Consider the following 25210-nt stretch of genomic DNA (forward strand, 5'->3'; position numbering starts at 1 on the left):
GAACCGGACATAATTTTGTCCGGCGGCCGATCGTGATCGGTGTGCCTGCGGGTGTCGCGAAGATCGGGAGGTACGGAATGCGGGCGTCTTTGGAGTCACAGGTCCGTGCCCTGCTGCGTACCGCGGGACCCATGTCGGCGCGCGCGCTGACCGAGGCGATCGATGACCCGGCCGTCACCAGGACAGCGGTCAACAGCCTGCTGCACGCCCACCAGGACATCTTCGGAAAGTCCGACGACACCCCGCCGATCTGGTCGCTGCACGGGGTCGGCGCACCCCGCGGCAATGCCGGGCGGCCCGTCGGCAGCGCGGCGAGCGCGCCGACCGGGAGCCGGAAGGTGGCGGCCCCCGGCCGGACCGGGCCGTCCCGCCTACGGTTGCGCACCTGGCAGGAGCAGACGCTGGCGGGCTGGCGGAACCGGGGCTATCGGGGCATCGTCGAGGCGGTCGACGGCGCGGGCAAGACCGTGCTCGGCATCGCCGCCGCCGCGGAGGCCGTCGAGGCCGGACATCAGGTCGCGATTCTCGTCCCGGACGCCGATCAGCAGCGTCGGTGGCTCGAGGCGCTCCGGAATACGCTGCGCGACCACAGCATCGGCGGGTCCGGCGGTGCCGCCGGTCGGCTGCCCGCCACTGGCGATATCACGATCGTCACCGCCTACGCCGCGATCCGGGACCGGCTGATCGACAAGCACACCCAGCACCGGCCGACGGTGCTGATCGTCGATGACGTGCACGGCTACACCGCGGGCGCGTACGCCAAGGCGCTGCTCCCGGTCTTTCAGTGGCGCCTCGCGCTCACCTGCGGCGCCGAACGCGGCGACGACCTGATCCGGACCGTCGTCCAGCCGTACTTCGGCGACATCATTCCCGGCTGCGACTACCAGCACGCCGTGCACAACGGCCTGCTCCCCCGGATCTCCCTCGTCCAGGTGCCGGTGCGGCTCACCGAGAGCGAGGATCGGATCCTCCGGGCCGCCGAGGACCGGGCCGAGCGTTCCCTCGACACGCTCGTCGGCACCTACGGCGCGCCGGACGCCCCCACGGCCACCGAGGAATTCGCCAGGACGCAGGTGGATACCAGGGGGCCGGCCGCGGTGTTCGCGAAGCGCTACCTGGAGGCGATCGGCAAGCGCGCCGAGGTGCTCGGCGGGTGCCAGGAAAAACTGGCCGCACTGCGCGGTCTGCCGCCCGCGCTGACCGGCACGCAGACGATCTTCTTCACCGACCGCACCGCCACCGCGACCCGGCTGGTCCAAGCCCTCGACCGTGCCGATTTCAGGATCGCCCGGGTCGGCGAGGACATCAGCGCTGTCGCCCGCGACGACATCGCGCGGCGGCTGCGGGAGCGCGGGATGCACGCGGTCGTCGAGCACCGCGGGCTGGATCCGGTGCTGACCGTCCCGTACGTCGGCATGGGCGTCTTCGTCACGCCGGACCTCACCGAGCGGCAGCTGGCGCACCGGCTGGGCCGGGTGATCCGTCCCGGCGCGGCGCGGGCTCCCGTCGTTCTGCTCGTCTATGTCGAGAACTCCGCGGAGGATCCGCGCCGAGCCGGTGCGCACATTCGTAAGCTCAGGCAGATCGCCGCGGAGGAGGTGACCATCGGGGCCGCCGAGCTCCCCGGTCTGCTGACGCGCCTGCTCCCCGCCGCGGACGCCGCCGATCCGGAATCCACTGCACCGGCACCGGCTTCGCGGACCGCCGCACCAGGACCGAAAGCGGAACCTGGGCGTCCTACGCCGCGCAGCATGCCCGCGATACGCCACACCGACCGCCCGAAACCGGAGCCGGTACCCCCGGCGCCGGACCCCTCACCCATCGAACCGGAGGCCGACCCCGTGACGACCGAACTCGCCGACCAGCTGCACGCCCAGGGCGGTATCGCGACCGCCGACGAGCTCGGCGACCTCATCGGGCTCACCGATCCGCGCGCGATGGCGACGGCGGTCAGCGCGGCCGCCGCAGCGGGAATCCTCGACTTCCGCCCGATCGAGGACGAGGCCGAGGAGCTGGTGCTGCTGGCGACCGCGGCAGGCGGCACCGCCGCCCAGCGCGGAGCCGCGCTCGACCTCGTCACGGAATGGGCGGTGCGCGCGGACGACCCGATCGCGGAGTTCCCGCGGCTGGTCCGCGCACTGGCGCCGCTCCGGGTGCCACATCATCGGCTCATCGGCGTCGCGGCCTTCCTGCGCGGCACCACGCCCGCGGGGCTGCTCTGACAGCCCGCGTCAGGACCCCGTCGTGACCTCGACTCGCGCCAGCGGCCACGCCAGGGCCAGCGCAGCGACAGCCCGCTCGGTGAACTCGGACTGACCGATGCTCCGTAACGCGCGGCGCATCACCTCCCTGCGCTCCGCCGAGCCCGGTTCCCCGCTCGCCACAGCGATGGCCTCCGCCAGTTCCCGCAGCGGGACCTGGTCGACGGAGCGGGGGCCGAGGGTGCGCAGGTCGGTCGGCGGCTGCTCCGGGGTGCGGTAGGCGCGCAGCGCGGGATCGCCCGTGGCGCCGAGCGGGTCGTCGGCGAGCAGGTCGCCGCCCTCGACCGCCCCGGTCAGCAACGGCTCGATCGTGGCGTCGCTCGCGGCGCCGCCGGTGGACCGCCGGTAGGCGGCCAGCAGCCGGGCGCCGGTGACCGGGCCCTCGACCTCGATGATCCGCACCAGATCCTTGGTCACCGCGCTCGGCGCGGCGGCATCCGGCGCGGCGAGCGGCTCGGTGAACGCGCGGTAGTCGCGCACCGGCGGCTCCGGCGCCGCAGAGCGCGGCGGCACCGGCGTCCGCGGCTGCGGAGCAAGCGGCGATTGCGGAGTCAGCGGCGGCGCCGGTCGCCGCGGCGGTGGTGCCCAGTCCGACTGCGGTGCGCGCTCGGGCGCAGGGGCCAAGCCGGACGACACCGGCGCCCGCGGCGCGACCTCCCGTATCCCGTCCGCGGCGGCGTTGTCCGCGCCGGACAGCTCGGTGCCCCCGCCGTCGACCGCTTCCGCCGCGACCGGAAGCAACCCGATCTCGTCGAAGGTCGCCCACAGCGGCGCCATCGCCGCCTCCGGGTCGCGCAGGAACTGCGACTGCCGGATCCGCACGAACGGCCACCCGCACCGCTGCAGCTCGCGCTGGCTGGACAAATCGTTGTCGAACTCCTCCGGCCCGTCCCAGCGGTCCCCGTCGCACTGCACCGCGACCCGCGCGTGCGATCCGGTGACCACCATGTCGATGTCGTACCCCGTGGTGGAGTACTGCGCCTCGACGCGATACTCCCGCTCGGCGATCCGATTGAAGACCTGCTGCTCGAACAGTGAATCGAAGGGCGCGACCACCCGATCCTCCGGAACCGGCGGCGTCCGTCCCGCGGCCTGCTCCACGTCGTGCTGCCAAGCCTCCAGGCAGTAGTCGAGCAGCCGGTACCGCATGTCGGAGGGGTTGCGCAGGTCATCGAGGGTGACCGAGTGGAACAGCCAGAGCTGGTCCCGCGCCCGGGAGACCGCGACGTTGTAGCGCTGGATCGCCTCGTCCCGGCTCTGCGCCACCAGCCGCGCCTCCGGCCCGCGCGCCTTCACCATGGACAGGAAGACGACGTCGCGCTCGGCGCCCTGGAAATCCGCCGCGTCCCCGCACCGCAGCTGCCTGCGGATCAGCTCCTCGGGCTGGAACCGCGCGAGCAGCTTGTCCCAGATCAGCTTCGCCTGCGCGGTCCCGAGCAGCGAGATCACCCCGAAGGTCCTGCCGTCGTACGCAGGGTCGGCGGCACAGCGCTCGATCTGCTCGACGATGCGGTCCGCCTCGGCGATATTGACATTGTTCTTGCCCGGATTGGCACCGTCGGGGACGTGCACGGTCCGGATCGGTGGCAGCCGGTCGGCGCCGAACATCCGGACCGGGATCAGCGGCACGTTGTAGGGCTCGTAGGCGATCTTGTTGGAGAAGCCGATGATCTCGGGCACGCAGCGCCGATGCTCCCTGAGCGTCAGCCGCGCCGGGAACCGCATCGTCGCCTCGTCGAACAGGCTCCGCTTCGGCTCCTGCCAGGTCGCCCGGTACTTGTCGTCGAACAGGTACTGGCCGGCCAGCTTCTCGAGCTCCTTCTGGTCCACCCCGACCGCCGACGGCGAGACCTGCTTGTCGTCCCCGATCACCACGATGCGCGGCGCGAGGTACTGCAGGAACACCGATTCCAGCCCGGCCTGGGACGCTTCGTCGACCACCACGACGTCGAACATGTCCTGCTCGATGTCGAGCTGTTCGACCACCCGGTAGATCGGCATGATCCAGACCGGGACGGCGGACCGGCAGCGCGCGAGGGTCTGCTTGATCTCCGCCCGCCTGCGGCCGGCGTACATGCCGGTCCCCTTGCCGAGTTTGCGCACCAGCTGCACGTACTGCCGCAGATCCGCCCGCGAGCTGTTGCTCAGCCGGCCCGGCCCGACCGCTCTGGTCCACGCCCTGGTCACCGCGAGCACGGTGGCCTCGGCGCGCAACTGCTCCTCGATCGCGTCGAGTTCCCGCAGCAGGTCGTTCACCTGCTCGTCCGCCAGCTGGTCCAACCAGGCGCCCGCGGCGGACCAGCTCCAGGCGGCGGGGAGTTCGCGCAGCCGGGTGTCCCAGCCGGAGTCCTGGATGGTCGCCCGGATGTGCGCGTGCAGGGCGGGCACCGTCGTGATCCGTGCCTCCAGTTCCTGCCGCTGTGCGCGCAGTTCCCGCAGTCTCCGCAGCTCCGTGAGCCGGGCCAGCGCGCGGTGGTAACCGGGGCCGTCCGCGTGCTCGACCGCGGCGCGCAGCTCGTGCAGGTTGGCGGTGGCGCGCGGGTCGTTGCCGAGCGAGACCAGCCGCTGCAGCAGGTCGGTGATCGGCGCCTGCGCCGCGTGCAGCTCGTCGAGGGCGGTCACCGCGTGGAAGGCCTCGACCATGCGCTGCACCGAGCCGGGGTCGGCCCAATCCGGCTCCGGGAGTCCGTACATGCGCAGCTTCGCGCCGGCGCCCTGCAGCTGCGTGCCGAACCGAAGCACGCCGTCGAGCCGTGCGAGCCGTTCCCGGTGCCAGGCCAGCCGCCAGCTCGGCGCGCCCGACGGTGGCTGGGCGACGCCCTGCCACGCGGCGTCGAGCTGGTTGAGGAGCCGGCTCGCGTGCTCGTACTGCCGGAACTTCTCCAGTTGCTCGGCGGTCGTGGGGATCCGGCCGTCCACCCGGACGTTGTCGAAGAGCGGCTTGGCCTCCTTGATCACCTTGGCCGTGGTGAGCCCCGCCTTCGGCGACCCGTCGCTCTGGGTCTTGAGCTCACCCTTCCGCTCGATGTGCGCCAGCACCGCCTCCGCGAGCGCGACCAGGGGTGCGAGATCGTTGCTGTGCACGGTGATCTCGCTGATGCCGACCGCTCCGACCGCGGCCTCGACCGGGACGAGCAGCTCGCCGATGCGGTGCGCCCTGGTCTGCCACTCCGCCGGCCGCCCCCCGCGCAGGTCGAGCAGTGCGTCCCGGATCCAGGTCTCGCGCTGGTCGGTCAACTCGGCGGCGGCCCGGTCCTGCCCCTGCACCAGTTCCTGCAACTCGGCCCTGGTGTGCGGCGCCAGGGTCTGCGCCCGGCGGACCCATTCGGTCTGTCCCACCTCCCGGTAGTCACGGCAGCGCTGCTCCGCCTCGGCGCGGCGGGCGAACCACTGGTCGACCTGGGCGCCCGGCGGCAGCTCCGCGTTGCTGACGAGGGTCGGCGCCTGCACCTCCGGATCGCGCAGCGACTCGTCCAGCACCAGTTCCCGCCAGCGGAGGAATTCCGGCGCCGAGGCGGGCGGCGCCTCGGTTATCCCGGGCGTGGCGAGCTCGGCGATCCAGCCGAACCGTTCCCGGTCCGCGCGGTGCGCCGACACCAGCGCGGTCAGCGTGCCGTGGTACCCCGCGATGTCGTAGGTGCGCACCTCGGCTTCCCTGGCCGCGCGCAGCCGGCCCATGACCCCGGCGCGGCGCTCGCGCAGCTCGCCGATTCGCCGTTGCGCGCCCGCGATCACCCGGTCCGATTTGGCCTGGTCGTGTTCGGCGGCGGCCTCGGAGATCCGCTCGACGGCCACCTCGAGGTCGGCGAACGAATCCCTGGACGCGCCGACCACGGCGACCGAGAGCGGCTTGATGGCGTCCGGCAGCTTGCCGCGCACTTCCTCCAGCGCCCGGTCGGTGTGCGCGGTGACCAGCACCCGTTTGCCCTGCGCGAGCAGGTGGGCGATGAGCGCGGCGGCGGTGTGCGTCTTCCCGGTGCCCGGCGGCCCCTGCACGATGGTGTGCGCGCTGGAGTCGACGTGGTCGAGGATGCGCAGCTGGACGTCGTTGAGCGGCATCGGAAGAAAGCTGTCGGCGCCGTCGCGGACGATCGCGCCCTCGTCGCTCGGCTGGTCGCGGCGCGGCACGTAGTCGGGGTCGACCAGGTTGCGAATGCCGTCGGGCACCGCCCCCTGCTCGCGAATGCGCCGGGCGATGGAGTCGAGCACCCGCACCAGTCCGCGCTTGCCGCGCGAGCGCAGGATCAGCGCGGGGGCGTAGGCGCCGGTCGCCTCCCGGCCCGGCACGGCCGGGGTCATCTGCTCGAGGTAGTCGGCGCCGTAGTTGATGCAGTTGATCACCCGGCGGACCAGCCCGCCGACCGCCGGCTCGTCGAACGGGTCGACGGCCTCGCTGCGGGCGAACTCCTCGGCCTGGTGCAGATTGGTGGCGCTGCCGAGGTGGCCGTGCTCGAGGAAATCCATGAGCTCGACCGACATCCCGCTGCCGCCGCTCTCCACCGCGACCGCGAGCGCACCGGAGTCGGTGTCGAAATCGATCTTCACCGGAACCGTGAGCACGTGCCTGCGCACGGTCGCGCCGGTCGGCGGCTTCCAGCTCAGGCAACCGAGGCCGAGCACCGCCTCGGTCGTCTCCGACGCCGCGCTCAGCCGGGTGTAGATATCGTAGAGCTCCCGGTAGAGCCGGTGCGCGAGCTGGTCGCGGCGGGCCTTGTACGCCCAGGGCCGCCATCGGGTCATCCAGGAATCGAAGGCGCGGCGAATGTCCGGGTGATCGCTCAGCAACTCCTCGCCGTCGGCGCCCATCCGCCGGAGGCGCAGCTCCGGCTCGGTGTCGGGATCATCGATCCGCCCCGGCGCCAGCCAGGCGAGCACGCGGGTGTCGTGCAGCTCGATCACCGGCTCGACCCGCACCTTGGCGACCCGGAGGAACGGCTCGCCCGGTGCGTCCCGCTGATACTGCACAGCCGGATGCACCGGGAGATCCGCCAGCCAGAGCACCGTTCCGAGGTCGGCGACATCCGAGATCTTGGTCATGCCGATGTCCTGCACCCGGGCCAGGTACTGGAACAGCCGTGCCCCGCGATCCGCCGGGGTGGCGCCCCCGCCCGCCAAACCCGTCACCGTGTCCTCCTTATCTCGATCTGCCGAACGGTCCCCGCTGGTCCCGAACGCTATCGCCAACCCCGGCGGGGTTGCTACACGATCGCCGCTACGGCTCCGGCCGCGGCTCGCGGGCGAGCGCCCTGATCTCCGACACCCGCCGGTCCGCCGCGCCGTACCTGGCTTCGAGCTGAGTCTGCAACCGCCGGAACCGCTCGCGCGCCTCGCCCGTGTCGCCGAGGTGCAGCAGGCACTCGGCGAGCCTGCGCTGGCAGTACACGACCTGGTCGTCGTAGGGGCCGCGCTCGGCGGTGAGATCGTCGATGAGCGCTCGGTAGAGCGGGGCGGCTTCGGCGTACTCGCCGGATTCGAACCGCAGCCCGGCGAGCTGGACGCGGGCGTCGACCACGTCGGCGTCGCGGGCGCCGAGCAGCGGGACGGCCGCGCGTACGGCGGTGTGCAGGTGCCTGACCGCCGGGTGGTAGCGGGATTCGTCGGCCAGCTTGCGGGCCCGCTGGACGGCGCGGTGCAGATCGCCGCGGCTCAGATCGCCGGTCGGTACCCGTTTCCCGGCGGCAGACGGGAATTCCGCGGGATCGTCGACCGGGCGGGCCGCCGAAAGGGCTGGTGCGCTCACCGCGGCCGCGTACAGCCGGGCGGGGCTGTCGGCGTCGTCGACGAGTTCGGCGAGACCGGTGGCATGCCGCATCAGCACGGCGTGCACGACGGTGGCACCGGCCGGCCTGGCCTCCGGCTTCTTCTCCAGCATGCACATGAGCACCCCCGCGAGGTCGGCGGGGATGCCGGGGCAGGCGGCGCGGATGTCGGGGGGCGCCGCCGAGACCTGCCGCGACCACACGCTGAACGCGTTGGCACCTGCGAAGACCCGCTCCCCGGTGAGCAGTTCGTGCAGGATGAGGCCGAGCGCGTACAGGTCGGTCTGCGGCGTGATCTCCCGCGATTCGATCTGCTCGGGGGCCATGAAGGCGGGCGTTCCGATGGTCTGCCCGGTCGAGGTGTAGCGGCTGCGGTCGGTATCCGGAGCGACGGCGAGCCCGAAATCGAGGACCTTGACGGTGCTGTTGTGGCAGAGCATGAGGTTCGACGGCTTGAGATCGCGGTGGTAGATCCGGTGCCGGTGGGTGGCGGCCAGAACCGCCGCCACCTGGGCGCCGAGCGTAGCGACGACGCCGAACGGCAGGCGGCGGTGCCGGGCCAGCACGTCCTCCAGCGTCACCCCGTCGACGAACTCCATCACCAGGTACGGCCGATGCGGCTCGGTATCGGTGATTCCGGCATCGTGGATGGCGGGCGCGCCGGGGTGGCCGACGGTGGCCATGAGTTCCGCCTCGCGCAGGAAGCGCCTGGTCCACTCGCTGTCCGTCTCCAGATCGATGTGGGTCAGCTTGACCGCGACTCGCCGCTTGAGGTTGCGGTCGAAGCCCTCGAAGACCTGCCCCATGCCGCCGGCCCCGACCTGGCGGATGAGGTCGTAGCGTCCCCCGACGACGGTCACGGTCACCTCGGCTCCTCGGCCGGGCGCAGCCGACCGGCGGCGAGTCCGCGAAATCCGGCGCGGACCAGCTGGTCGAGTTCGTCGCGGTACCGCAGCCACTCCGCTTCGAGCGCCCGCAGCCGGACGAAGGCCGCCGCGTACCGGCGCTGCTCGGCCGGGGTGAGCCGCGGCACCGGCACGGCGTAGAGGTCCACTCCGCCCGCATCCTCGACCGCGGCCCGCAGCACGCCGGCGAGGAATTCGGGATCGAGCACGGACGGGTCAGCCCTGAGGAGTTCGATACCGGGTCCGAGCAGCACTCCCTCCTCCCGGCACACCCGGGCCACCCCCTCGGGCACCAGCACGGCGACATCCCCGGCCCGCGCGGTGACCGCGCCAGGAGCGGCCGCGTCGCCCGCGCGCGACGGCGCCCGGCCGAGCCGCACATCCTTGGCTGTCCACATCGGCGCGTCGCCGCCCATCGCGACCGCGGGCGGCGATTGGCGCACCGCGACCATCTCGGCTTCGACCAATTCACCCAGCGTCACCGCGCCCGGCGGCTCGATCGGCGCCAGCTGCGGCAGGCCGGGATCCGGACGATCCAGCAGGCGCGCTCGCAGCGCGGGGTAAGGGCACTGCTGCACGGGGGTCGGCGGGGTCAGGTCGATCCGGTCGGCGAGCCGATCGATGCCGCGGACGACATGCGGCGCCGGCAGCGGATCCGCCGGGTCGGCGCGGAAGGCCCGCCAGACCTTCGCGACCCGGCCGACATCACCCGCGGCGTCGAGCAGCAGCACTTCGTCCACCCGCTCGCCCGCGGCGAGCACCCACAGGTCACGATCGGCGTCCAGGCCGGTCACGAGCGCGCGCAGTACCCCGCCGCGCAGCAGCTCACCGCGCAGCGCCCGCGCCTGTTCGCCCGCCACCGCGGCGACCGGCAGCGGAACCGCGACCAGTCCGGCGGCCGACACCTGGGTGAGGCACTGGCGGATCCAGGCGGCCGCCCCCTCCGCCGACCGCCAGCGGCTGTCCGCGTCGTGCCCGTACAGGCCGGGGTCGTAGCAGCCGGCGTCGAAGACCTGCCCGGCGACGTCATCCCACATGCCGAACCCTCCCACCCGCTACCCCTCGGCGCCGAACGGATCGCCGTCGATGTGCTCCGGCGCGCCGGCCGGTGCGAGCACACCGGCGGTCAGCCCGGAAACCATTGTGTCATTGAGTTCTTCGATCGCGGCGGCGGCTCGTCCCGCGGCCTTGCGCAGCCGGAACATGGTCCGCAGCAGCGCGCCGTAGCGCCGCTGCTCCGGCAGGGCGAGCACCGGGACGCGCAACTTGCCAGGGTCGAAGCGCACGGTCGCGGTCCTGGCGGCGGCGCCGTTGCCCGCGAACAGGAAGCCCGCCAGGAACCAGGGGTCGAGGTGCTCGGGGTCCACGCGGAGCGTGTGCAGGTTCGGTCCCCGCGCGTCCGCGACGTCCTCGGATTCCGCCACCCGTACCGCGTGCCCGTTCAGCCGCTCGGCACGGCCGAGCGCGACGAGCACATCGCCCGCCTCGATACCAGGGTCAACGGAGTCCTCGCGCTGGGATCGGAACCACCGCAGCCAGCCGTGGTCGGCGAGTTCGGCAATGCTCACCCGCCGCCAGCCGCGGCCGGGCCCCTCCAGCCAGTCGTCGAGCGCGTCCCGGAGCGCGCCGAGCTCCGCGGCGGCAGCGGCGGACCGGCGGGTCGCGCTCTCCAGCCGGGCGGTGAGCGCTCCGGTGTCGAGAGCCGGGTGCACGTGCCGCGCGGGCGTGAGGTCGACGGCTTCGTCCAGCAGGTCGATCGCGGCGACCACCGCGGCAGCGGGCTCCGTGCCGCCACCGGCCCGCCAGGCGCCGAGCACCCGCTCGGTGAGCACCGCCCAGTCGATGTCCTGTTCGTCCGACATCTGCGTGATGTCGACGAAGAGCACGGATTCGGCGGACCGCGGCTCGGGCAGCGGCCGGCGCAGCACCCAGATCTGCAGCCCGACCTGCCACGGCGCCGACGCGCCCTGCGGCAACCCGATGACCGCCCGCAACACTCCCGCCCGCACCAGCCCCGCCCGGATCTTCCGCCCGGACGCCCGCGCCGCGACGGCGGGCGGCAGCAGCACGGCGGCGCTGCCCCCTGGCCGCAGGTGCGCGATCGCGTGCTGCACCCAGGCGAGCTCGGACTCCATCTTGGACGGCAGTCCGTACTGCCACCTGGTGTCGAAGGCCAGTTCGGCGGCGCCCCAATCTCGCTGACCGTAGGGCGGATCGGTGAGCACCGCGTCGGCGAGCAAGCCAGGGAAGGCATCCGCCCGCAGGCTGTCGCCCAACCGGATGTCGATGTCGAGCCCGGTCTCCGCCGCCACCGTGAGCCGCGCGCGCTCGACCTGCACCGGCACGGTGTCCTGCCCACGCAGCTCGGTCGCGCCGTTGTTCGCGGCCGCCAGCAGGAGCGCGCCGCTGCCGCAGGCGGGGTCGAATACGGTGCGCAGCGGATCGGCCGGGTCGGTGACCAGCTCCGCCATCAGCGCCGCGAGCGGCTCAGCGGTGCGGTGCAGGCTCGGCGCGAGCTCGTCTTCGAGTGCGCGATCGGCCAGCGCGTCGACCGCGACCCGGACACCGTCCGCCCGCCGCACCCGCTCCAGCAGGGGCACTGCCCGTGCGGCGAGCACGGGGTCCGTGGCGTCGTCGAGCGCCCAGGCACCGTCGGCGAGCCGCAGCTCTCGCATGAGCTGCGTGACCGCCTCCGGCCGCACTTCGCCGCGCAGCAAAGTCCGTAGTTCGGCGAGCGGTGTCTCCCCGGCTTCGATCCGATGCTCGGCCAGCCAGCTCCGCACCTCGTCGAGGTCGAAGACGGGCCGCGTTTCGGTGCCCCCCACAGGTTTCGGGAAGTCAGCGTGCCTGCGCCGCCAGTTGCTCACGGTGGCCCGGGTGACACCCGCGAGCCGGGAGAGGTCGGCGGCGCTGATCGTGGTCACGGGTCCCACCCTCCGACATGAATGGGCGAAAATCAACACCCGAATATTGATTGACAATGTTTTCACGTTGCCCGTACTGTCCTGTTTGCATTCGCACCCACCTCGACAACTTCCCCGGGGGAATCCCATGGCTACCGCCACTCGCACGCTGTCGTCCCTGTTCGCGCTCTGCGCCGCCGCCGCGGTCCTCGCGGCGCCCGCCACCGCCGCGCCGCCGTCCGGCTCAGCGGGTGGCTCCTCCGCCAGCGGCTGCGGCCCGCGCTCCGCGGCCGATCACCGCTTCCTCGAGGACGCCCACTACGACGACTCCTCCTGCGCCCTGCAGGATTCGGTCATCCAGCTCGCGCACACGAGCTGCAGCTGGCTCGACGGGCGCGGCAACTCGGCGCGCAACCGGATCACCCTGGCCGAGGAGCTCTCCGAAGCGGTCGAGTACCCGTACACCTTCGTCAAGGCCGCGATCAACGCCTACTGCCCGCGGCACCGGTACTGAGGAGGATTTCCATGTCCGACAACCACATCGGCCTGCGCGAGCACGACGGCCTCGATCAGGCGCTCGCCGCTGCCGCCGCCGACGCCGCCGCAGCGGGTTCCAGGGTGTTCCCCTGCACCGTCTTCCGCCAGGGCAGGCGCACCATGATCTCGACGTCGTTCCCCTACGCCTTCCTGGCCCGCCAGGTGGTCGCGGAATCGGTGGAGAAGGGCGGCGACCCGGCCAACACCACCAACCGCCCGCTCATGACCGACCACGTCAAGAACATCAACAGCTACGTCCGGGAGAACCGCGCGGACTACATCCTGCCGCCGGTCACGCTCAATGCCAGGCAGCTGCCCGCGCTGCACCTGCCGCGCGGCAACTTCAAGAACCGGCTCGGCTTCATGGTGGTCGGCGACGACGTCCGCTTCTACGTGACGGACGGCCAGCATCGGATCACCGCGATCCGCGGCCACGGCTCCGGCCGCTCGGCCATCCCCGGCTTGGTCGATCTGGAGCAGGGCTTCGAGGACGACAGCCTCGCGGTGCTCATCGTGGTGGAGGAGGATCTCAAGCGGATCCACCAGGATTTCGCCGACGCCGCGCAGACCAAGCAGATCCCGGCGAGCCTGCTCGCCGTCTACAACACCCGCGAGCCGGTGAACGGCGTGCTGGCCGACCTGGTCGACCGCACCCGCCTCTTCCGCGGGCGAGTGGACGCCACCTCGAAGACGCTGCCGAAGGCGTCGCAGGCGGTGTTCCTGCTCAACCAGGTCCGGCAGTTCGTCAAGGAGCTGCTCTTCGCCGACTACGCGCTCTCCGAGGACTCGGTGGCCAGGCAGAGCTCCCGGCTGCTCGCGGACCCGCGGGCCAGGGACGAGCTGGTGGCCGATGCCGTCGCCCTGGTCGAGGCGCTCTCCGAGCACATGGACCCGTGGCGGGAGATCTGCGCGCTGCCCACCACCGGCGGGCCCGCCAACCAGGTCGCGGACTTCCGCCAGCAGTACGTCAACATGACCGCCACCGGCCTGGTGATCATCGGCCGCGTCGCCTACGAGATCCGCAAGAGCGCGGACCTGGATTGGAGGCAGGACGCCTACCGGCGGCTGGCGACCGAGATCGACTGGCGCCGTTCGGGTTCGCTCTGGGCCGGAACCATCCTGTCGCCCGACGGCAAGATCAGCACCCAGCGCGGCCCGGTGCGCGAGGCGGCCGACCGGGTGAAGCACCAGCTCGGCCTGCTCGCCGCCGCCTGACCTGGCACCGAAGGGAGACGACGATGAGTAACCCGCGGTGGACGACGATCACCGAGTCCGCCTACCCGCACGAGCGCTCCGCGCTCGACCGCATCCGCGCCGCCATGCCGGACACCGGCCCGTGGCGGGCCTGGTCGAACTTCACCTTCGCGACCGCCGCGGGCAAGCTCTACGAGATCGACCTGCTGATCGCGGCCCCGGCCGGGCTGCACATGGTCGAGCTCAAGACCTGGAACGGCGAGGTCACCGCCACCCGCGACGGCTGGGTGCAGACCAACGAGTCCGGCGAGCGGATCGCGCACGGCAACCCGCTCGAGCTGACCTGGCACAAGAGCGGCGCGCTCGCCCGGCTCATCGAGGCGGCGGGCGAACCGGTCTACATCCGGACGTTGGTCGTCTTCGCCGGACACCAGCCCGTCCTGCACCTGCCGGACCGGGAGTTGCGCTACATCGTCCCGGTCGACGCGCTGATCGACCGGCTGGCCCGCCCCGCGCACAACGTCCGCCACCGCATGCCCGACGAGCGCGCTATTCGCATCGCCGAAGCACTGGAGAACGCCGGAATCGTGGCCCCGGAGGCCTGGGAGCAGCACAATGGGTCGCTGGGGGATCTGACCGGCGGGAAACGCGCCGCTACCTCCGAACGGTACTAAGTTGAGCTGTTCGACGCCCAGAGACCAGGAGCCGCCTCGATGACCTCCGCGCCCCCGCGCCCCGACCTCACCGTAGCCCCCGGCTCGATCGTGGTGGTCCGCGACGAGGAATGGCTGGTGACCTCGGCGGAGCAGGGCTCGGACGGCTGGCTGCTGCGGGTGCGCGGCCTCTCCGAGCTGGTCGCCGACACCACCGCCACCTTCTACTCCAGCCTGGACGACATCCAGGTCCAGGACCCGGCTGCCGCCGAGATCGTCCCCGACGGCTCCTCCGGCTACCGCGACGCCCGGCTCTGGCTGGAGGCGCTGCTGCGCAAAACCCCGTTCCCCTACGGCGACCAGACGCTGACCGTCGCCACCCGCATGCTCGCCGATTCCCTCGGCTACCAGCGCGCGGCGGTGGCGAAAGCGCTCGACCCGCGGCTGATCCGGCCGCGCATCCTGCTCGCGGACGCCGTCGGCCTCGGCAAGACCCTCGAAATCGGCATGATCCTCGCCGAACTGGTGCGCCGCGGCCGCGGCGAGCGCATTCTCATCGTCACCCCGCGGCACGTGCTGGAGCAGATGCAGCACGAGCTGTGGTGCCGGTTCGCGCTGCCCTTCGTGCGGCTGGATTCGGGGGGCATCCAGAAGGTGCGGCAGAAGCTGCCCGCCACCCGCAACCCGTTCACCTTCTACAAACGCGCCATCATCTCCATCGACACCCTGAAGAGCCCCCGCTACAAGGCCCACCTCGAACGCCACCACTGGGACGCCGTCGTCATCGACGAATCCCACAACCTGACCAATACCGGCACCCAGAACAACGAACTCGCCCGAATTCTCGCCCCGAACACCGAGGCCCTGATCCTGGCCTCGGCGACCCCGCACAACGGCCGCGAAGAGTCCTTCGCCGAACTACTGCGCCTACTCGACCCGACCGCAGTGGCCCCCGACGGCTCGTTCCAGCGCACCGACGTGCAGTCACTGCTGATCCGCCGCCACCGGCACCACGCCGAGGTGGCCGCCGAGGTCGGCAGCGACTGGGCCGAGCGCGCCGAGCCGGTGCACCGCCTGGTCCGCCCGTCCGGCGCCGAAGACGCGGTGGCGCGGGAACTCTCGCGGGTCTGGCTGCACCCCGAGTCCGGCTCCTCGCCCTACTCCGGCGAAACCAAGGCCCTGTTCCCGTGGACGCTGGCCAAGGCGTTCCTCTCCTCCCCCGCCGCCCTGCGCGAGTCCATCGCCCTGCGCCGCGCCAAACTCGACCCGCGCATCCCCGAGCAGCGCACCGAACTGGCCGCGCTCACCAACCTCGCCGACCTGAACGACAAGGCGTTCACCGAGGCCGCGGGCAAGCAGGCCGCGCTGGTCGACCGTCTGAAAGAAATCGGCGTCGGCCCCCGCAGCGACACCCGAGCGGTCGTCTTCGCCGAGCGCATCGCCACCCTGAAGTGGCTCACCGAACAACTGCCGCGCGCGCTCGGCACCAAGCAGGAGAGCGTCGTCATGCTGCACGGCGGCCTCTCCGACGTGGAGCAGCAGGAAATCGTCGACGGCTTCAAACTGGAGACCTCACCCATCCGCGTCCTCGTCACCGGCGACGTCGCCTCCGAGGGCGTCAACCTGCACGCCCAGTGCCACCACCTCATCCACTACGACATCCCCTGGTCGCTCATCCGCATCGAGCAGCGCAACGGCCGCATCGACCGCTACGGCCAGCGCCGCCCCCCGGTCATCTCCTCGCTCATCCTGGAACCCTCCGACCCAGACTTCTCCGGCGACCTGCGAGTGCTCTCCCGCCTGCTGGAGAAGGAGAACGAGGCACACACCGCCCTCGGCGACGTCGCCTCGCTCATGGGCAAACACAGTGTGAGCGAGGAGGAGTCGGCCATCCGCGACGTGCTCGCCCGCCGCACCGACCTGGACGACCAGGTCCGCACCCTGGACGAAGTCCTGGCAGGCGACGACATCGACGCCCTCTTCGCCGAACTCGACCAGCTCGAGGAGGCCACCCCCGCCCTCCCCGAACTCCCCCGCCAGAGCCTCTACCCCGACGACCTCACCTTCCTCGACGAGGCCCTGCGCGCCGCCTTCAAGGATGTACCGCACGCCGCCCCCGCCGCGGGCGGCGTCGGCTGGACCGTGCACCCCAACCACGGCATCGCCGAACTCGTCCCACCCCGCGACCTGCGCCAGCGCCTGGCCCAGCTCCCGCAGAACTACCTGCAGCACGGCGGCGTCCTGGAACGCCTCAAACTGGCCACGACCCCGCAGATCGGCAACACCCAGCTGCGCGCCGCCAAGCAGGGCAAGGGCGTGAACAACACCACCTGGCCGGAGGCCCACTTCCTCGGCCCACTGCACCCCGTGCTCGACTGGGCGGGCGACCGCGCGCTCAGCGCCCTCGGCCGCAACCAGGTCTTCGCCATCCGCGGTGCCATCGACCACCCCACGGTCCTGCTCATGGGCACCCTCATGAACCGCCGCGGCCAGCTGGTCTCCCGGGTCTTCGCCACCGCCGAATTCCCCATACCCGGCAATCCCGCGTTCGCCCTCGTTCAGATCCACCAGAATCTCGACTTCCTGCTCACCGACACCGGCCTGAAACCCGAGACCGCCAACCCCGGCCCCCTCGACGACGCCGCCGCCCTGCGCCCCCTCATCCCCCGCGCCGTCGAAGAGGCCGCGCAAGCGCTGAAAATAGTCCTGGACCAGCAGGAGAAGACCGCCACCGAACGCCTCGAACACTGGCGGGCCAGAGCGAACCGCTGGTACAGCGCCGCCGAACAACTCGAGCTCTTCGGCACCCAGAGATCGAAGGTCGACCGCCTCACCCGGCGCATCGCCGAGGAGCAGCGCCTCGCCGAATCCCTCGCCCCCACCCAGCAGCTGGTCCGCCCCCTGCTGGTGATCGTCCCGGAAAAGGATCAGTGACCGTGCCTTCTTTCGACTCCATCGTCGTCGGCGAGGACTGGATCAGCGAGCACTACTTCACCACCGACTCGGTGAAGGAGTCCTTCCACGGCCGGGTCATGGAGCTGCGCAAAGCCTGGGACGCCGAAGCCAAGGAGGGCCGCGCCACCGTCCGCACCAGCCTGCTCGCCGCCGCCCGCGACCTGCAGACCGGCCTCGCCGCGCTCGCCGAGAACCCGGAGTCCGCCCCGAAGGCGCACGCCCTCGTCCGCGCCGCCCTCGGCCACGACGGCGAACTCACGGCCTTCACCGCCGAACGCGCAGGCGCCGACCTGCACATCCCCGACGCCCAGCTCCCCGGCACTGCGAGCGTCCTCTTCCTCCAGGCGCACCCCGCCGACACCGTGGAGGCCCTGCTCGCCCCCGAGACCGGCCACCTGATCACCCCCGCCACCGAGGACGGCAAGCCGCTGGAGCCGGTCTCCAAGGCGGTCTCGGCCGCCTTCCGCTCCGACACCCCGCCCGCCTTCGTCGTGGTCCAGGCCGGCCGCTGGCACCTGCTCGCCGAGACCGAACGCTGGGCCGAGGGCCGCTACCTCGCCGTCGACCTGCTCGTCGTCACCGAACGCCGCCACGACGCCCGCGGCGGCGAAATCGACCGCTGCGCTGCCATTTTCGGCCACCAGGCCCTGCGGCCCGACGCCGACGGCACGATCTGGTGGACCGGCGTGCTGGAGGACTCGGTCAAGCACACCGTCGGCGTCTCCAAGGACCTGCGCGAAGGCATCCGCCTCTCCATCGAGATCATCGCCAACGAGGTCGTGCGCCGCCGGTCGACCATGGATGGCGTCGACGGCAACGACCTCGCCAAGCACGCCCTGCGCTTCCTGTACCGCATCCTGTTCCTGCTGTATGCCGAGGCGTCCCCGGAGATGCGGGTGCTGCCCACCGGCGCCGCCGAGTACGAGGAGGGCTACGGCCTCGACCGCCTCCGCGAACTCACCCTCACCGAACTCGTCTCACACCGCGCCCGCACCGGCACCCACCTCTACGAGTCCCTGAAGAAACTCTTCGACCTGGTCGATAAGGGTCACACCCCCGCCGAGCGCGAGCCCGGCTTCGACGACCCCGCGCCCGGCCTCGAATTCAACCCGCTGCGCGCCGACCTCTTCGCTCCGAAGGCCACCGAGCTCATCGACAAGGTCAAACTCGGCAACGAAGCCGTGCAGCAGGTGCTCGAGCATCTGCTGCTCACCAAGGAGAGCAAGTCCCGCAAGGGCGCCGACCGCGGCTTCATCAGCTACGCCGAGCTCGGCATCAACCAGCTCGGCGCCGTCTACGAGGGGCTGATGTCGTACACCGGCTTCTTCGCCGAGGAGGACCTGTACGAGGTCGCCAAGGACGGCAATCCGGAGAAGGGCTCCTGGGTGGTGCCCCACGGGCGGCACGACCACCTCGCGGAGTCCGACTTCGTCCGCAAGGAGAACCCGCACACCCACGAGCTGGAACCGGTCGTCCACGAGAAGGGCACCTTCGTCTTCCGCCTCGCAGGCCGCGAACGCCAGCAGTCGGCGTCGTACTACACCCCCGAGGTGCTCACCAGATTCGTCGTCTCCCAGGCCCTCGAGGAACTGCTCACCCCGGAGACCACCCCCGAGCAGATCCTGCGCTTCACCATCTGTGAACCCGCCCTCGGCTCCGGCGCCTTCGCCATCGAAGCCGTGCGCCAGCTCGCCGCCGAGTACCTGAAACGCAAGCAGGAAGAACTCGGCGAACTCATCGAAGCCGACCGCTACCCCGTCGAACTGCAGAAGGTGAAGGCGCACATCGCCCTGCACCAGGTGTACGGGGTCGACTTGAACGCCACCGCCGTTGAACTCGCCGAGATCTCGCTCTGGCTCGACACCATGGTGGCCGGGTTGCAGGCGCCCTGGTTCGGCCTGCACCTGCGCCGCGGCAACTCGCTGATCGGCGCCCGGCGGGCCGTGTACCAGCCTGGTCAGCTCGCGAAGAAGGCGTGGCTCTCCGCGGTTCCGAAGGATGTGTCGCTCGGCACCGAGGTCGGTGCGGGGATTCACCACTTCCTGCTCCCCGCCGACGGGTGGGGCGCGATCATCGACACCGCCGAAGCCAAGACCTACGCACCCGAGCGTCGCGAAGAACTCCGGTTGTGGCGCAACGACATCCGCAAGACGCCCAGCAAGGAAATCACCCGCCGCCTGGCCGCCCTCGCCCAGCGTGTGGAAACTCTCTGGGAGCTCACTGCCCGCCGTCTCGCCATCGCCGAATCCGCCATCCGCCGCGACCTGCACCTCTGGGGTGGGGTGGCTGTCGACCCCGCCCCCGCCGTCACTCGCGAACAGATCGAAAAGGTTCTGCACGAACCGTCCGGCGCCTACCAGCGCCTGCGGCGCGCCATGGACGCCTGGTGTGCCCTCTGGTCTTGGCCGGTGACCGGCGATCTCCCCGCGCCCGGCTGGGACGAGTGGATCGGCGGCTTGGAGGCGGTGCTCGGCACGCAGCCAAAGGCGGGCAAGTTCGAGAAGCACGGGCAGATCAGCATTGCTACCGATTTGAGCTGGTACGACCTCGATATCGCCGAGGACACCGATCGCACCTTCGCCCAGGCGCAGCCGATCGACACCGCTCTGCGGGTGTATCCCTGGCTCGAGGTCGCCGCTCGGATCGCGGGCGAGCAGGGGTTCCTGCACTGGGAGCTGGATTTCGCGCCGGTCTTCGCGAACGGCGGGTTCGACCTGCAGGTCGGGAATCCGCCGTGGGTTCGGCCGGATTGGGATGAGGCCGCGGTGCTCGCTGACTTCGATCCGTGGTGGCAGTTGGCGCATAAGCCGTCGGAGGGGGCGAAGCGAGAGAAGTTGGCCGAGGCGATGGGGGCCAATGGTATTCGGGCGATGTATCTGGATGAGCGGGCGAAGCAGGCGGGGCAGAGTGCGCATTTGGGGTCAGGGATCGATCGGCCGGTGCTGGCGGGACTTCGCCCAGATATGTACCGGTGCTTCATGGAGCGCACTTGGCGTACCAGTGGGCACGGCGGAGTAATTTCACTGGTTCACCCCGAGAGTCATTTCACCGAGATTCGAGCGAACACGCTTCGACGTGAGTGCTACCACCGACTCCGCCGACACTGGCATTTCCGCAATGCTTTAAAGACGTTCGTCGAGATCGACAATGGGGTTGAGTACGGCGTACATGTCTACGGTGCACCCTCCAATATAAAGTTCCTTCAAGCGTCGTCCCTTTACCATCCGGACACCGCTAGCCGATCGCTGCGGCACGATGGATATGGTCCCGCACCAGGCCTCAAGGACGCCGACAGCCGCTGGGATACGCGGCCACATGCCGAACGCATTATCGAAGTCACTGAGACTGTATTATCAGGGTGGGCAGCCCTGATCGACCACCCCGGGACTCCTGCCGCCGAAGCCCGAATGTTGAATGCAGTGAACCGGGCTAGCGCCGAAGTCTTGGAGAAGATCGCTGCCGCCCCTCGCCTCTCCGACATCGACTTCCACTGGACGGCAGGTTGGCACGAATCTGCCGATCGAAAGCTCGGCTACTTCGAGTCTCGCTCCGCGATCCCTGCACGTTGGTCCGACGTCATTCTGCAAGGCCCCCACCTGACCGTAGCCACCCCGCTTTACCAGCAGGGCAACCCGACCATGCGCAGCATGAAGGATTACTCATCACTCGATCTGGAGCTCCTGCCGGAAGATTTCATTCCCCGCACCAACTACCAGGTAGCACGACCCGATGCCGATTACCAGGCAGCCTATCCTCATTGGAACGGCGAGCCGAGCTCGAAATTTTTCCGGCTCGCCTGGAGAGCAATGGCGGACCCAGCTACTGTTCGGACGTTGCACTCAGCAATTATTCCACCAGGACCGTCGCATGTCTTAGGGCTTTTTTCGCTGTCGTGCCCGTCTTCGCGAGACCTCGTTCTAGCCGCAGCATTCACTTCATCGCTAATATCCGATTTCGTTGTCAAAGTCACCGGAGTAGCTAACGTCAAAGTTGGCGTGCTTGACAAGATGCCACATATCAAAGGCCACCAATTAGAGTCACAGCTATTGTTGAGGACACTTCGTTTGAATTGCCTGGTTCGCCCGTACGAACAGCTCTGGCGGGATCTATATCGACCCGAGTGGCAACTTGAAGAATGGCCGATGACAACCGAGTTAGGCCCGTCTTGCTCGACTACCTCAATTGGCCCTTCATGGAATAAATTGGTTCCTCTCCGCATCGCAGCCGAGCGCCGACGAGCACTGATAGAGGTTGACGCCATCGTCGCAGTGATGCTGAATATAACCGCCGAAGAACTTCTTACCATCTATCGCACTCAGTTCCCGGTTCTCCAGCGCTATGAACACGACGCCCGCTACGACGCCACCGGTCGCCAGCTTCCCACGAAGGTCGCGTCGGAACTCCGCAAGGACTCCACTCTCGGTCGCACTGACATCACGGCCGACGGCATCACCTATGCCGCCCCCTTCACTAGCGTGGACCGCGAGCAGGACATGCTGCGCGCACACGACCACTTCACCACGATCGCGGCGAGTGCTACCTCCTGACCCTGCAGCATCAGACGTTCTCTGCTGATACGGACCCAAGCTCCCAAGCCACCCAAGCGAAAGGCACGGCAGCCCTCGCGGCCATCGCCGATGGTCAGGGCGCCAACCGTCCAGTACATTCGACATACGGCGGCAGCGACGGCTGAGGGGTGGAACATGCGGGTGAGTTCAGTGCTGATCGCAGCGGCGGCGGCTACTTTGGTCTCTGCGTGCGAGTCAGAGCCATCGGCGAGTTCACCGACGACCACGATTGCCCCGGAGGCGCTGTTCGATCCGTGCACCTTGCCGGACGAGGCGATCCGAGCAGCCGGTGCGAATCCGGCACGGCGGGACGATAATCCGCTCGGTACCAAGCGCACCAAGTGGACCGGCTGCTCCTGGGGAGCGGATCAGTACGCACTCCGCGTCTTCGCCACGACCATCAGCGTCACCGAGTTCCGTGAAAACATGAACTTCGACGGGTTCGCTCCGATCGCCGTTCCCGGTCGCGACGCGCACTCGTTCCACGAGACATACCCTTCACCAGACGACAATTGCAGCATCGTGTATCCCTCGCCAAAGGGAACGATCAACTTCTACGTCACCTACGATTTCGGCTCCACAGTCGCTGAGGAACCGTGCAGCCTCGTCCTTCGAGCGGCAACAGCCCTGGACCCCTACCTACCGCGGTGAGGATTGACAGTGGCCGAGGAATCGATGGCTCAGGAGTTCGTTCGTTTCGCGGAACTGGCAGCTGACAACCAGCTCATGCTCGCCGAAGGTGTAGCCGAGCGATGTGCACAACTGTGCGACGACTACGCGGAACGCCTACTCAAGCTGCAAAATCAGACACGCTCGATTATGTATGTTGACTCTTTCGGGGCACTTCGATCAGCTCAAGAACTCGGCCGCAAGTTCGAGCAACTCGCGATTGGCGGACCAGGCAGCGGCTCCTTCGCCGCTGCGCTGGAAGCGCACATCGCGGTAGTCGAAGCGATGGCCGATATGTTCCGGAAAGCCGGCGCCGCCTATCAAGCCACCGAATCGGGTAGTGCATCTGACATCACATCGACCACCTGACGCCGAGCAGCGCCAACGTCGGCGCGCTCCGTTGCGACACGAATCAGCCGGCTGGGTCGGGCAACGCATCCCTTCCATGCCGTCCGCCCGCCAACCGCGACCACTATCAGGGGCTGTCGAACTCTCCGTGCCGCGAGCCGGTGAGGAAGGCAGTCCACTCCGACGAGGTGAACACCAAGGCACCCCGACCAGGGTTCTTCGAGTCGCGGACGCCGACCATACCAGCATCTAGGTGAGCGACCTCGACACAGTCTTTGCCGGCCGAACTGCGGGTGCTCTTGAACCACCGCGCACCGGACAAGTCAACGGACACAGTCGTACTCCTTCGCTACCTGCCGCAGCAGACGTTTGGTACTTGGAACGTCCAACGCTACCTGCTGCATCACCGTCATCGCAGCTCGATACCGGGACACAGACGCGTCGCGCTCAAGATAGATGTCGCCCGCGTAGCTCTCGGCGTAGACCACCGGCGGCTCCAACGTCCGGCCGTCGTGATCACTGGCGAAGTCGAGGATCGTGAAGGGACCCGAAGAGGTTCCCAGCGGAAATCCTGCGTCGAATGGGAGCAAGCTCACGCGGACATTCGGCGGCAGGCCCGCCAGGTGACGCAGCTGCGCCGCCATGACACGCGGGCTGCCCACTGCCCTCCGGATGACCGCTTCGTCCAGCATGAGCGCTACGGTCATCGGCGCGAGGTCGCGCGTAATCAATCTCTGCCTCTTGCGTCGGACATGTACCCGCCTCTCGATCTCCTCCGGGGTGTCACTCGGGAAGTAGGTCCGGTCCAGTGCCCGCGCGTACTCGGGAATCTGAAAGAGTCCGGACAACATGTCCGGTCGATAGCCGGTGAGCGACGAGGCGGCAGCCTCCATCTGCAGATACGCATTGAACGTCGGATGTACCTGGTCGGAGTACTCATCCAACCACGACGGCGTCTTCCCCTGAGCAGCCAGCGACTTCAACACGGGCAACATATCCACCCGCTGATACAACTGGCACAACCGCCGCAGATCCGCATCCCGCACGACGACATTCGGCGCCCCGGTCTCCAACCGGTGCAACGTCCCCGCCCCGCGCCCGATCGCCCGCGCCGCCACCTCGATCGACAACCCCGCCTCCTGCCGCATCCCGCGCAGACACCGCCCCAAGCTGCGGTGTGGAACGCCCCCGGTCCCCCGAATCCCCGCGCTGAGCTGGCGATCATCAGCACCGGCAACCCGCTCCCCCATCCTGTTTGCTCCCCTCTGTGGAATATCCGTCCACACGATATGGAATATCGCCGAAAACATTGTGGAAGAACATTTTTCGGCCGTCTGGAAACAATTCTGCCGGGTCGCTGGAAGATGTCCAGGGCATTCGCGACTTTCTTCCGGCAATTTCCATCGGAGCATTCCCCGCGGCCCGTCTCCGGTGCTCTGCTGACCCGGCCGGGCTGCCCCGCCCGCCCCCATTCGACCCGCGGAGGGCACATGACCAACGCACTACCGCGCCGGGTTCCGTTCCCCCGGTCGCGCGCACCCTACCGGGCCGTCCCGGCCCCCGTGCTCGCCCGCTACGCCCGCGCGCTGCGGCAGTGGGCCGCCGCACCCGAACGTCCCGGAGGCGGGGTGCCCACTCCCCCGCCTCCGGTGACCCTCACCGAGGCGCTCTCGTGGATCGACTGACCCGCTACCGCGTCGATGTCCACTGCTGCGGCCCGCGCTGGCTCATCCATGTTCCGTCCGTGGCGCGATGGACCATCACCGGGGAGAAAGCCGCGATCCGCGCCACCGCCCGGCGGATGATCGTCGCCACCACCGGGCGGCGTGCGGAATCGGTCGAGTTGGATCTGGTCGCGGGGCGGGCGCTGCGCAGTGTCGAGGAGTTCACGGCGGTGCATTCGGTGCGGACGCGGTGGAACCGGATCGGGTAGCTGGCGCTCGATGGCGTCAGATCACCGATCGGGCCGAGGTCGCCGCCTCGCGTCGGGATCGCGCGAAGCCGTGTTCGAGTTCGATGTCACTGCCCGGACGAGCCCAGATCGTCCGCGGGCTGCTGATCGGTGGCCTATAGCCTGCCGATCGCCGCAAGGAGGGTGTCGCAATGATCGCGGGCAATGGCGATGTGCTGCTCAAGCCGTTGACCGCCGAATCATCAGCGTCGTCCGAGCGGCCGGCGACAGCCTTGGCCTCTGGCTTCCGGCGGATCGCCTGGGCAGTGGGAGAGTCCCCAGCCGGTGAGGCGATCCCAGTTCGCCGCCCGCCTCTGCTGGGTCCCGAGCTCGGCAATGTAGCGGTCGGCGGCACCGGCTTTACCGCTGCGTGAGGCGGGCGATGCGCGAGCAACCGCAGCAAATGAACGCCACGCCCGCCCCGAGCCTGCTGCGGTTGCGTCGCATCAATTCCCGTGCGAGGATCGGCGCTCCATAGTCTACGTAGCGATGGCAACCTCAGATCGC

17 protein-coding genes are annotated in these 25210 nt (G+C 69.7%); 11 read left to right on the forward strand and 6 right to left on the reverse strand.

Annotated elements, in window-relative coordinates; translation table 11 throughout:
• Nucleotides 1-131: 131 nt before the first annotated feature.
• Complete coding sequence (locus ACFO0B_RS27610) at nt 132-2222, forward strand: DEAD/DEAH box helicase (protein WP_378615934.1); 2091 nt, start codon at nt 132-134, stop codon at nt 2220-2222.
• Between the two features lie 9 nt (nt 2223-2231).
• On the opposite strand, the gene ACFO0B_RS27615 is transcribed toward ACFO0B_RS27610, so the two are convergent.
• The 4 genes from ACFO0B_RS27615 to ACFO0B_RS27630 all read right to left on the reverse strand — a co-directional run bounded on the left by ACFO0B_RS27615 (nt 2232) and on the right by ACFO0B_RS27630 (nt 11849).
• Complete coding sequence (locus tag ACFO0B_RS27615; RefSeq protein ID WP_378615936.1) at nt 2232-7385, reverse strand: AAA domain-containing protein; 5154 nt, start codon at nt 7383-7385, stop codon at nt 2232-2234.
• A gap of 88 nt (nt 7386-7473) precedes the next feature.
• Nucleotides 7474-8886 (reverse strand): serine/threonine-protein kinase, encoded by a 1413-nt coding sequence (locus ACFO0B_RS27620; protein ID WP_378615938.1) that lies wholly within the window; start codon nt 8884-8886, stop codon nt 7474-7476.
• Nucleotides 8883-9962, reverse strand: coding sequence for a hypothetical protein (locus ACFO0B_RS27625; RefSeq protein WP_378615940.1), 1080 nt, complete (start codon nt 9960-9962; stop codon nt 8883-8885). The genes ACFO0B_RS27620 and ACFO0B_RS27625 overlap by 4 nt, the downstream gene beginning before the upstream one ends.
• An 18-nt stretch (nt 9963-9980) precedes the next feature.
• On the reverse strand, nt 9981-11849 hold the full coding sequence (locus ACFO0B_RS27630) for an N-6 DNA methylase (RefSeq protein WP_378615942.1): 1869 nt from the start codon (nt 11847-11849) through the stop codon (nt 9981-9983).
• Between the two features lie 127 nt (nt 11850-11976).
• Here ACFO0B_RS27630 and ACFO0B_RS27635 point away from each other — a divergent pair, with 127 nt between their 5' ends.
• The 7 genes from ACFO0B_RS27635 (at nt 11977) to ACFO0B_RS27665 (ending at nt 22773) form a co-directional block, all read left to right on the forward strand.
• Nucleotides 11977-12342 (forward strand): DUF732 domain-containing protein, encoded by a 366-nt coding sequence (locus ACFO0B_RS27635; RefSeq protein WP_378615944.1) that lies wholly within the window; start codon nt 11977-11979, stop codon nt 12340-12342.
• An 11-nt stretch (nt 12343-12353) separates the two neighbouring features.
• Nucleotides 12354-13580 carry a DNA sulfur modification protein DndB gene (locus ACFO0B_RS27640; RefSeq protein WP_378615946.1) on the forward strand — a complete coding sequence of 409 codons (1227 nt, stop codon included), beginning with the start codon at nt 12354-12356 and terminating at the stop codon, nt 13578-13580.
• Between the two features lie 23 nt (nt 13581-13603).
• Nucleotides 13604-14233, forward strand: coding sequence for an NERD domain-containing protein (locus ACFO0B_RS27645; RefSeq protein ID WP_378615948.1), 630 nt, complete (start codon nt 13604-13606; stop codon nt 14231-14233).
• Nucleotides 14234-14272: 39 nt separating this feature from the next.
• Complete coding sequence (locus tag ACFO0B_RS27650) at nt 14273-17146, forward strand: helicase-related protein (protein WP_378615950.1); 2874 nt, start codon at nt 14273-14275, stop codon at nt 17144-17146.
• Nucleotides 17147-17148: 2 nt separating this feature from the next.
• Nucleotides 17149-21714 (forward strand): Eco57I restriction-modification methylase domain-containing protein, encoded by a 4566-nt coding sequence (locus tag ACFO0B_RS27655; RefSeq protein ID WP_378615952.1) that lies wholly within the window; start codon nt 17149-17151, stop codon nt 21712-21714.
• A gap of 162 nt (nt 21715-21876) precedes the next feature.
• Nucleotides 21877-22386 (forward strand): DUF3558 domain-containing protein, encoded by a 510-nt coding sequence (locus tag ACFO0B_RS27660; protein ID WP_378615954.1) that lies wholly within the window; start codon nt 21877-21879, stop codon nt 22384-22386.
• Between the two features lie 9 nt (nt 22387-22395).
• Entirely contained in the window at nt 22396-22773 is a 378-nt protein-coding gene (locus ACFO0B_RS27665) for a hypothetical protein (RefSeq protein WP_378615956.1), read from the forward strand.
• Between the two features lie 106 nt (nt 22774-22879).
• Here ACFO0B_RS27665 and ACFO0B_RS27670 read toward each other — a convergent pair whose 3' ends face one another.
• Both ACFO0B_RS27670 and ACFO0B_RS27675 read right to left on the reverse strand, forming a co-directional pair.
• A complete protein-coding gene (locus ACFO0B_RS27670) occupies nt 22880-23086 on the reverse strand; it encodes a DUF397 domain-containing protein (RefSeq protein WP_378615958.1) in 207 nt (68 codons plus the stop codon).
• Nucleotides 23076-24224: a helix-turn-helix domain-containing protein gene (locus ACFO0B_RS27675; protein WP_378615960.1), complete on the reverse strand. Its 1149-nt coding sequence runs from the start codon at nt 24222-24224 to the stop codon at nt 23076-23078. The genes ACFO0B_RS27670 and ACFO0B_RS27675 overlap by 11 nt, the downstream gene beginning before the upstream one ends.
• An 18-nt stretch (nt 24225-24242) precedes the next feature.
• Between ACFO0B_RS27675 and ACFO0B_RS27680 the strand changes: the two genes are divergently transcribed.
• The 3 genes from ACFO0B_RS27680 (at nt 24243) to ACFO0B_RS27690 (ending at nt 25077) form a co-directional block, all read left to right on the forward strand.
• Complete coding sequence (locus ACFO0B_RS27680; RefSeq protein WP_378615962.1) at nt 24243-24437, forward strand: hypothetical protein; 195 nt, start codon at nt 24243-24245, stop codon at nt 24435-24437.
• Nucleotides 24425-24685, forward strand: coding sequence for a hypothetical protein (locus tag ACFO0B_RS27685; RefSeq protein ID WP_378615963.1), 261 nt, complete (start codon nt 24425-24427; stop codon nt 24683-24685). Before ACFO0B_RS27680 ends, ACFO0B_RS27685 begins: the two co-directional genes overlap by 13 nt.
• Before the next feature lie 170 nt (nt 24686-24855).
• Nucleotides 24856-25077 (forward strand): hypothetical protein, encoded by a 222-nt coding sequence (locus ACFO0B_RS27690; RefSeq protein WP_378615965.1) that lies wholly within the window; start codon nt 24856-24858, stop codon nt 25075-25077.
• The last annotated feature ends 133 nt before the right edge of the window (nt 25078-25210 follow it).

The sequence above is a fragment of the Nocardia jiangsuensis genome, from assembly GCF_042650385.1.
In the GTDB taxonomy this organism is placed as follows: domain Bacteria; phylum Actinomycetota; class Actinomycetes; order Mycobacteriales; family Mycobacteriaceae; genus Nocardia; species Nocardia jiangsuensis.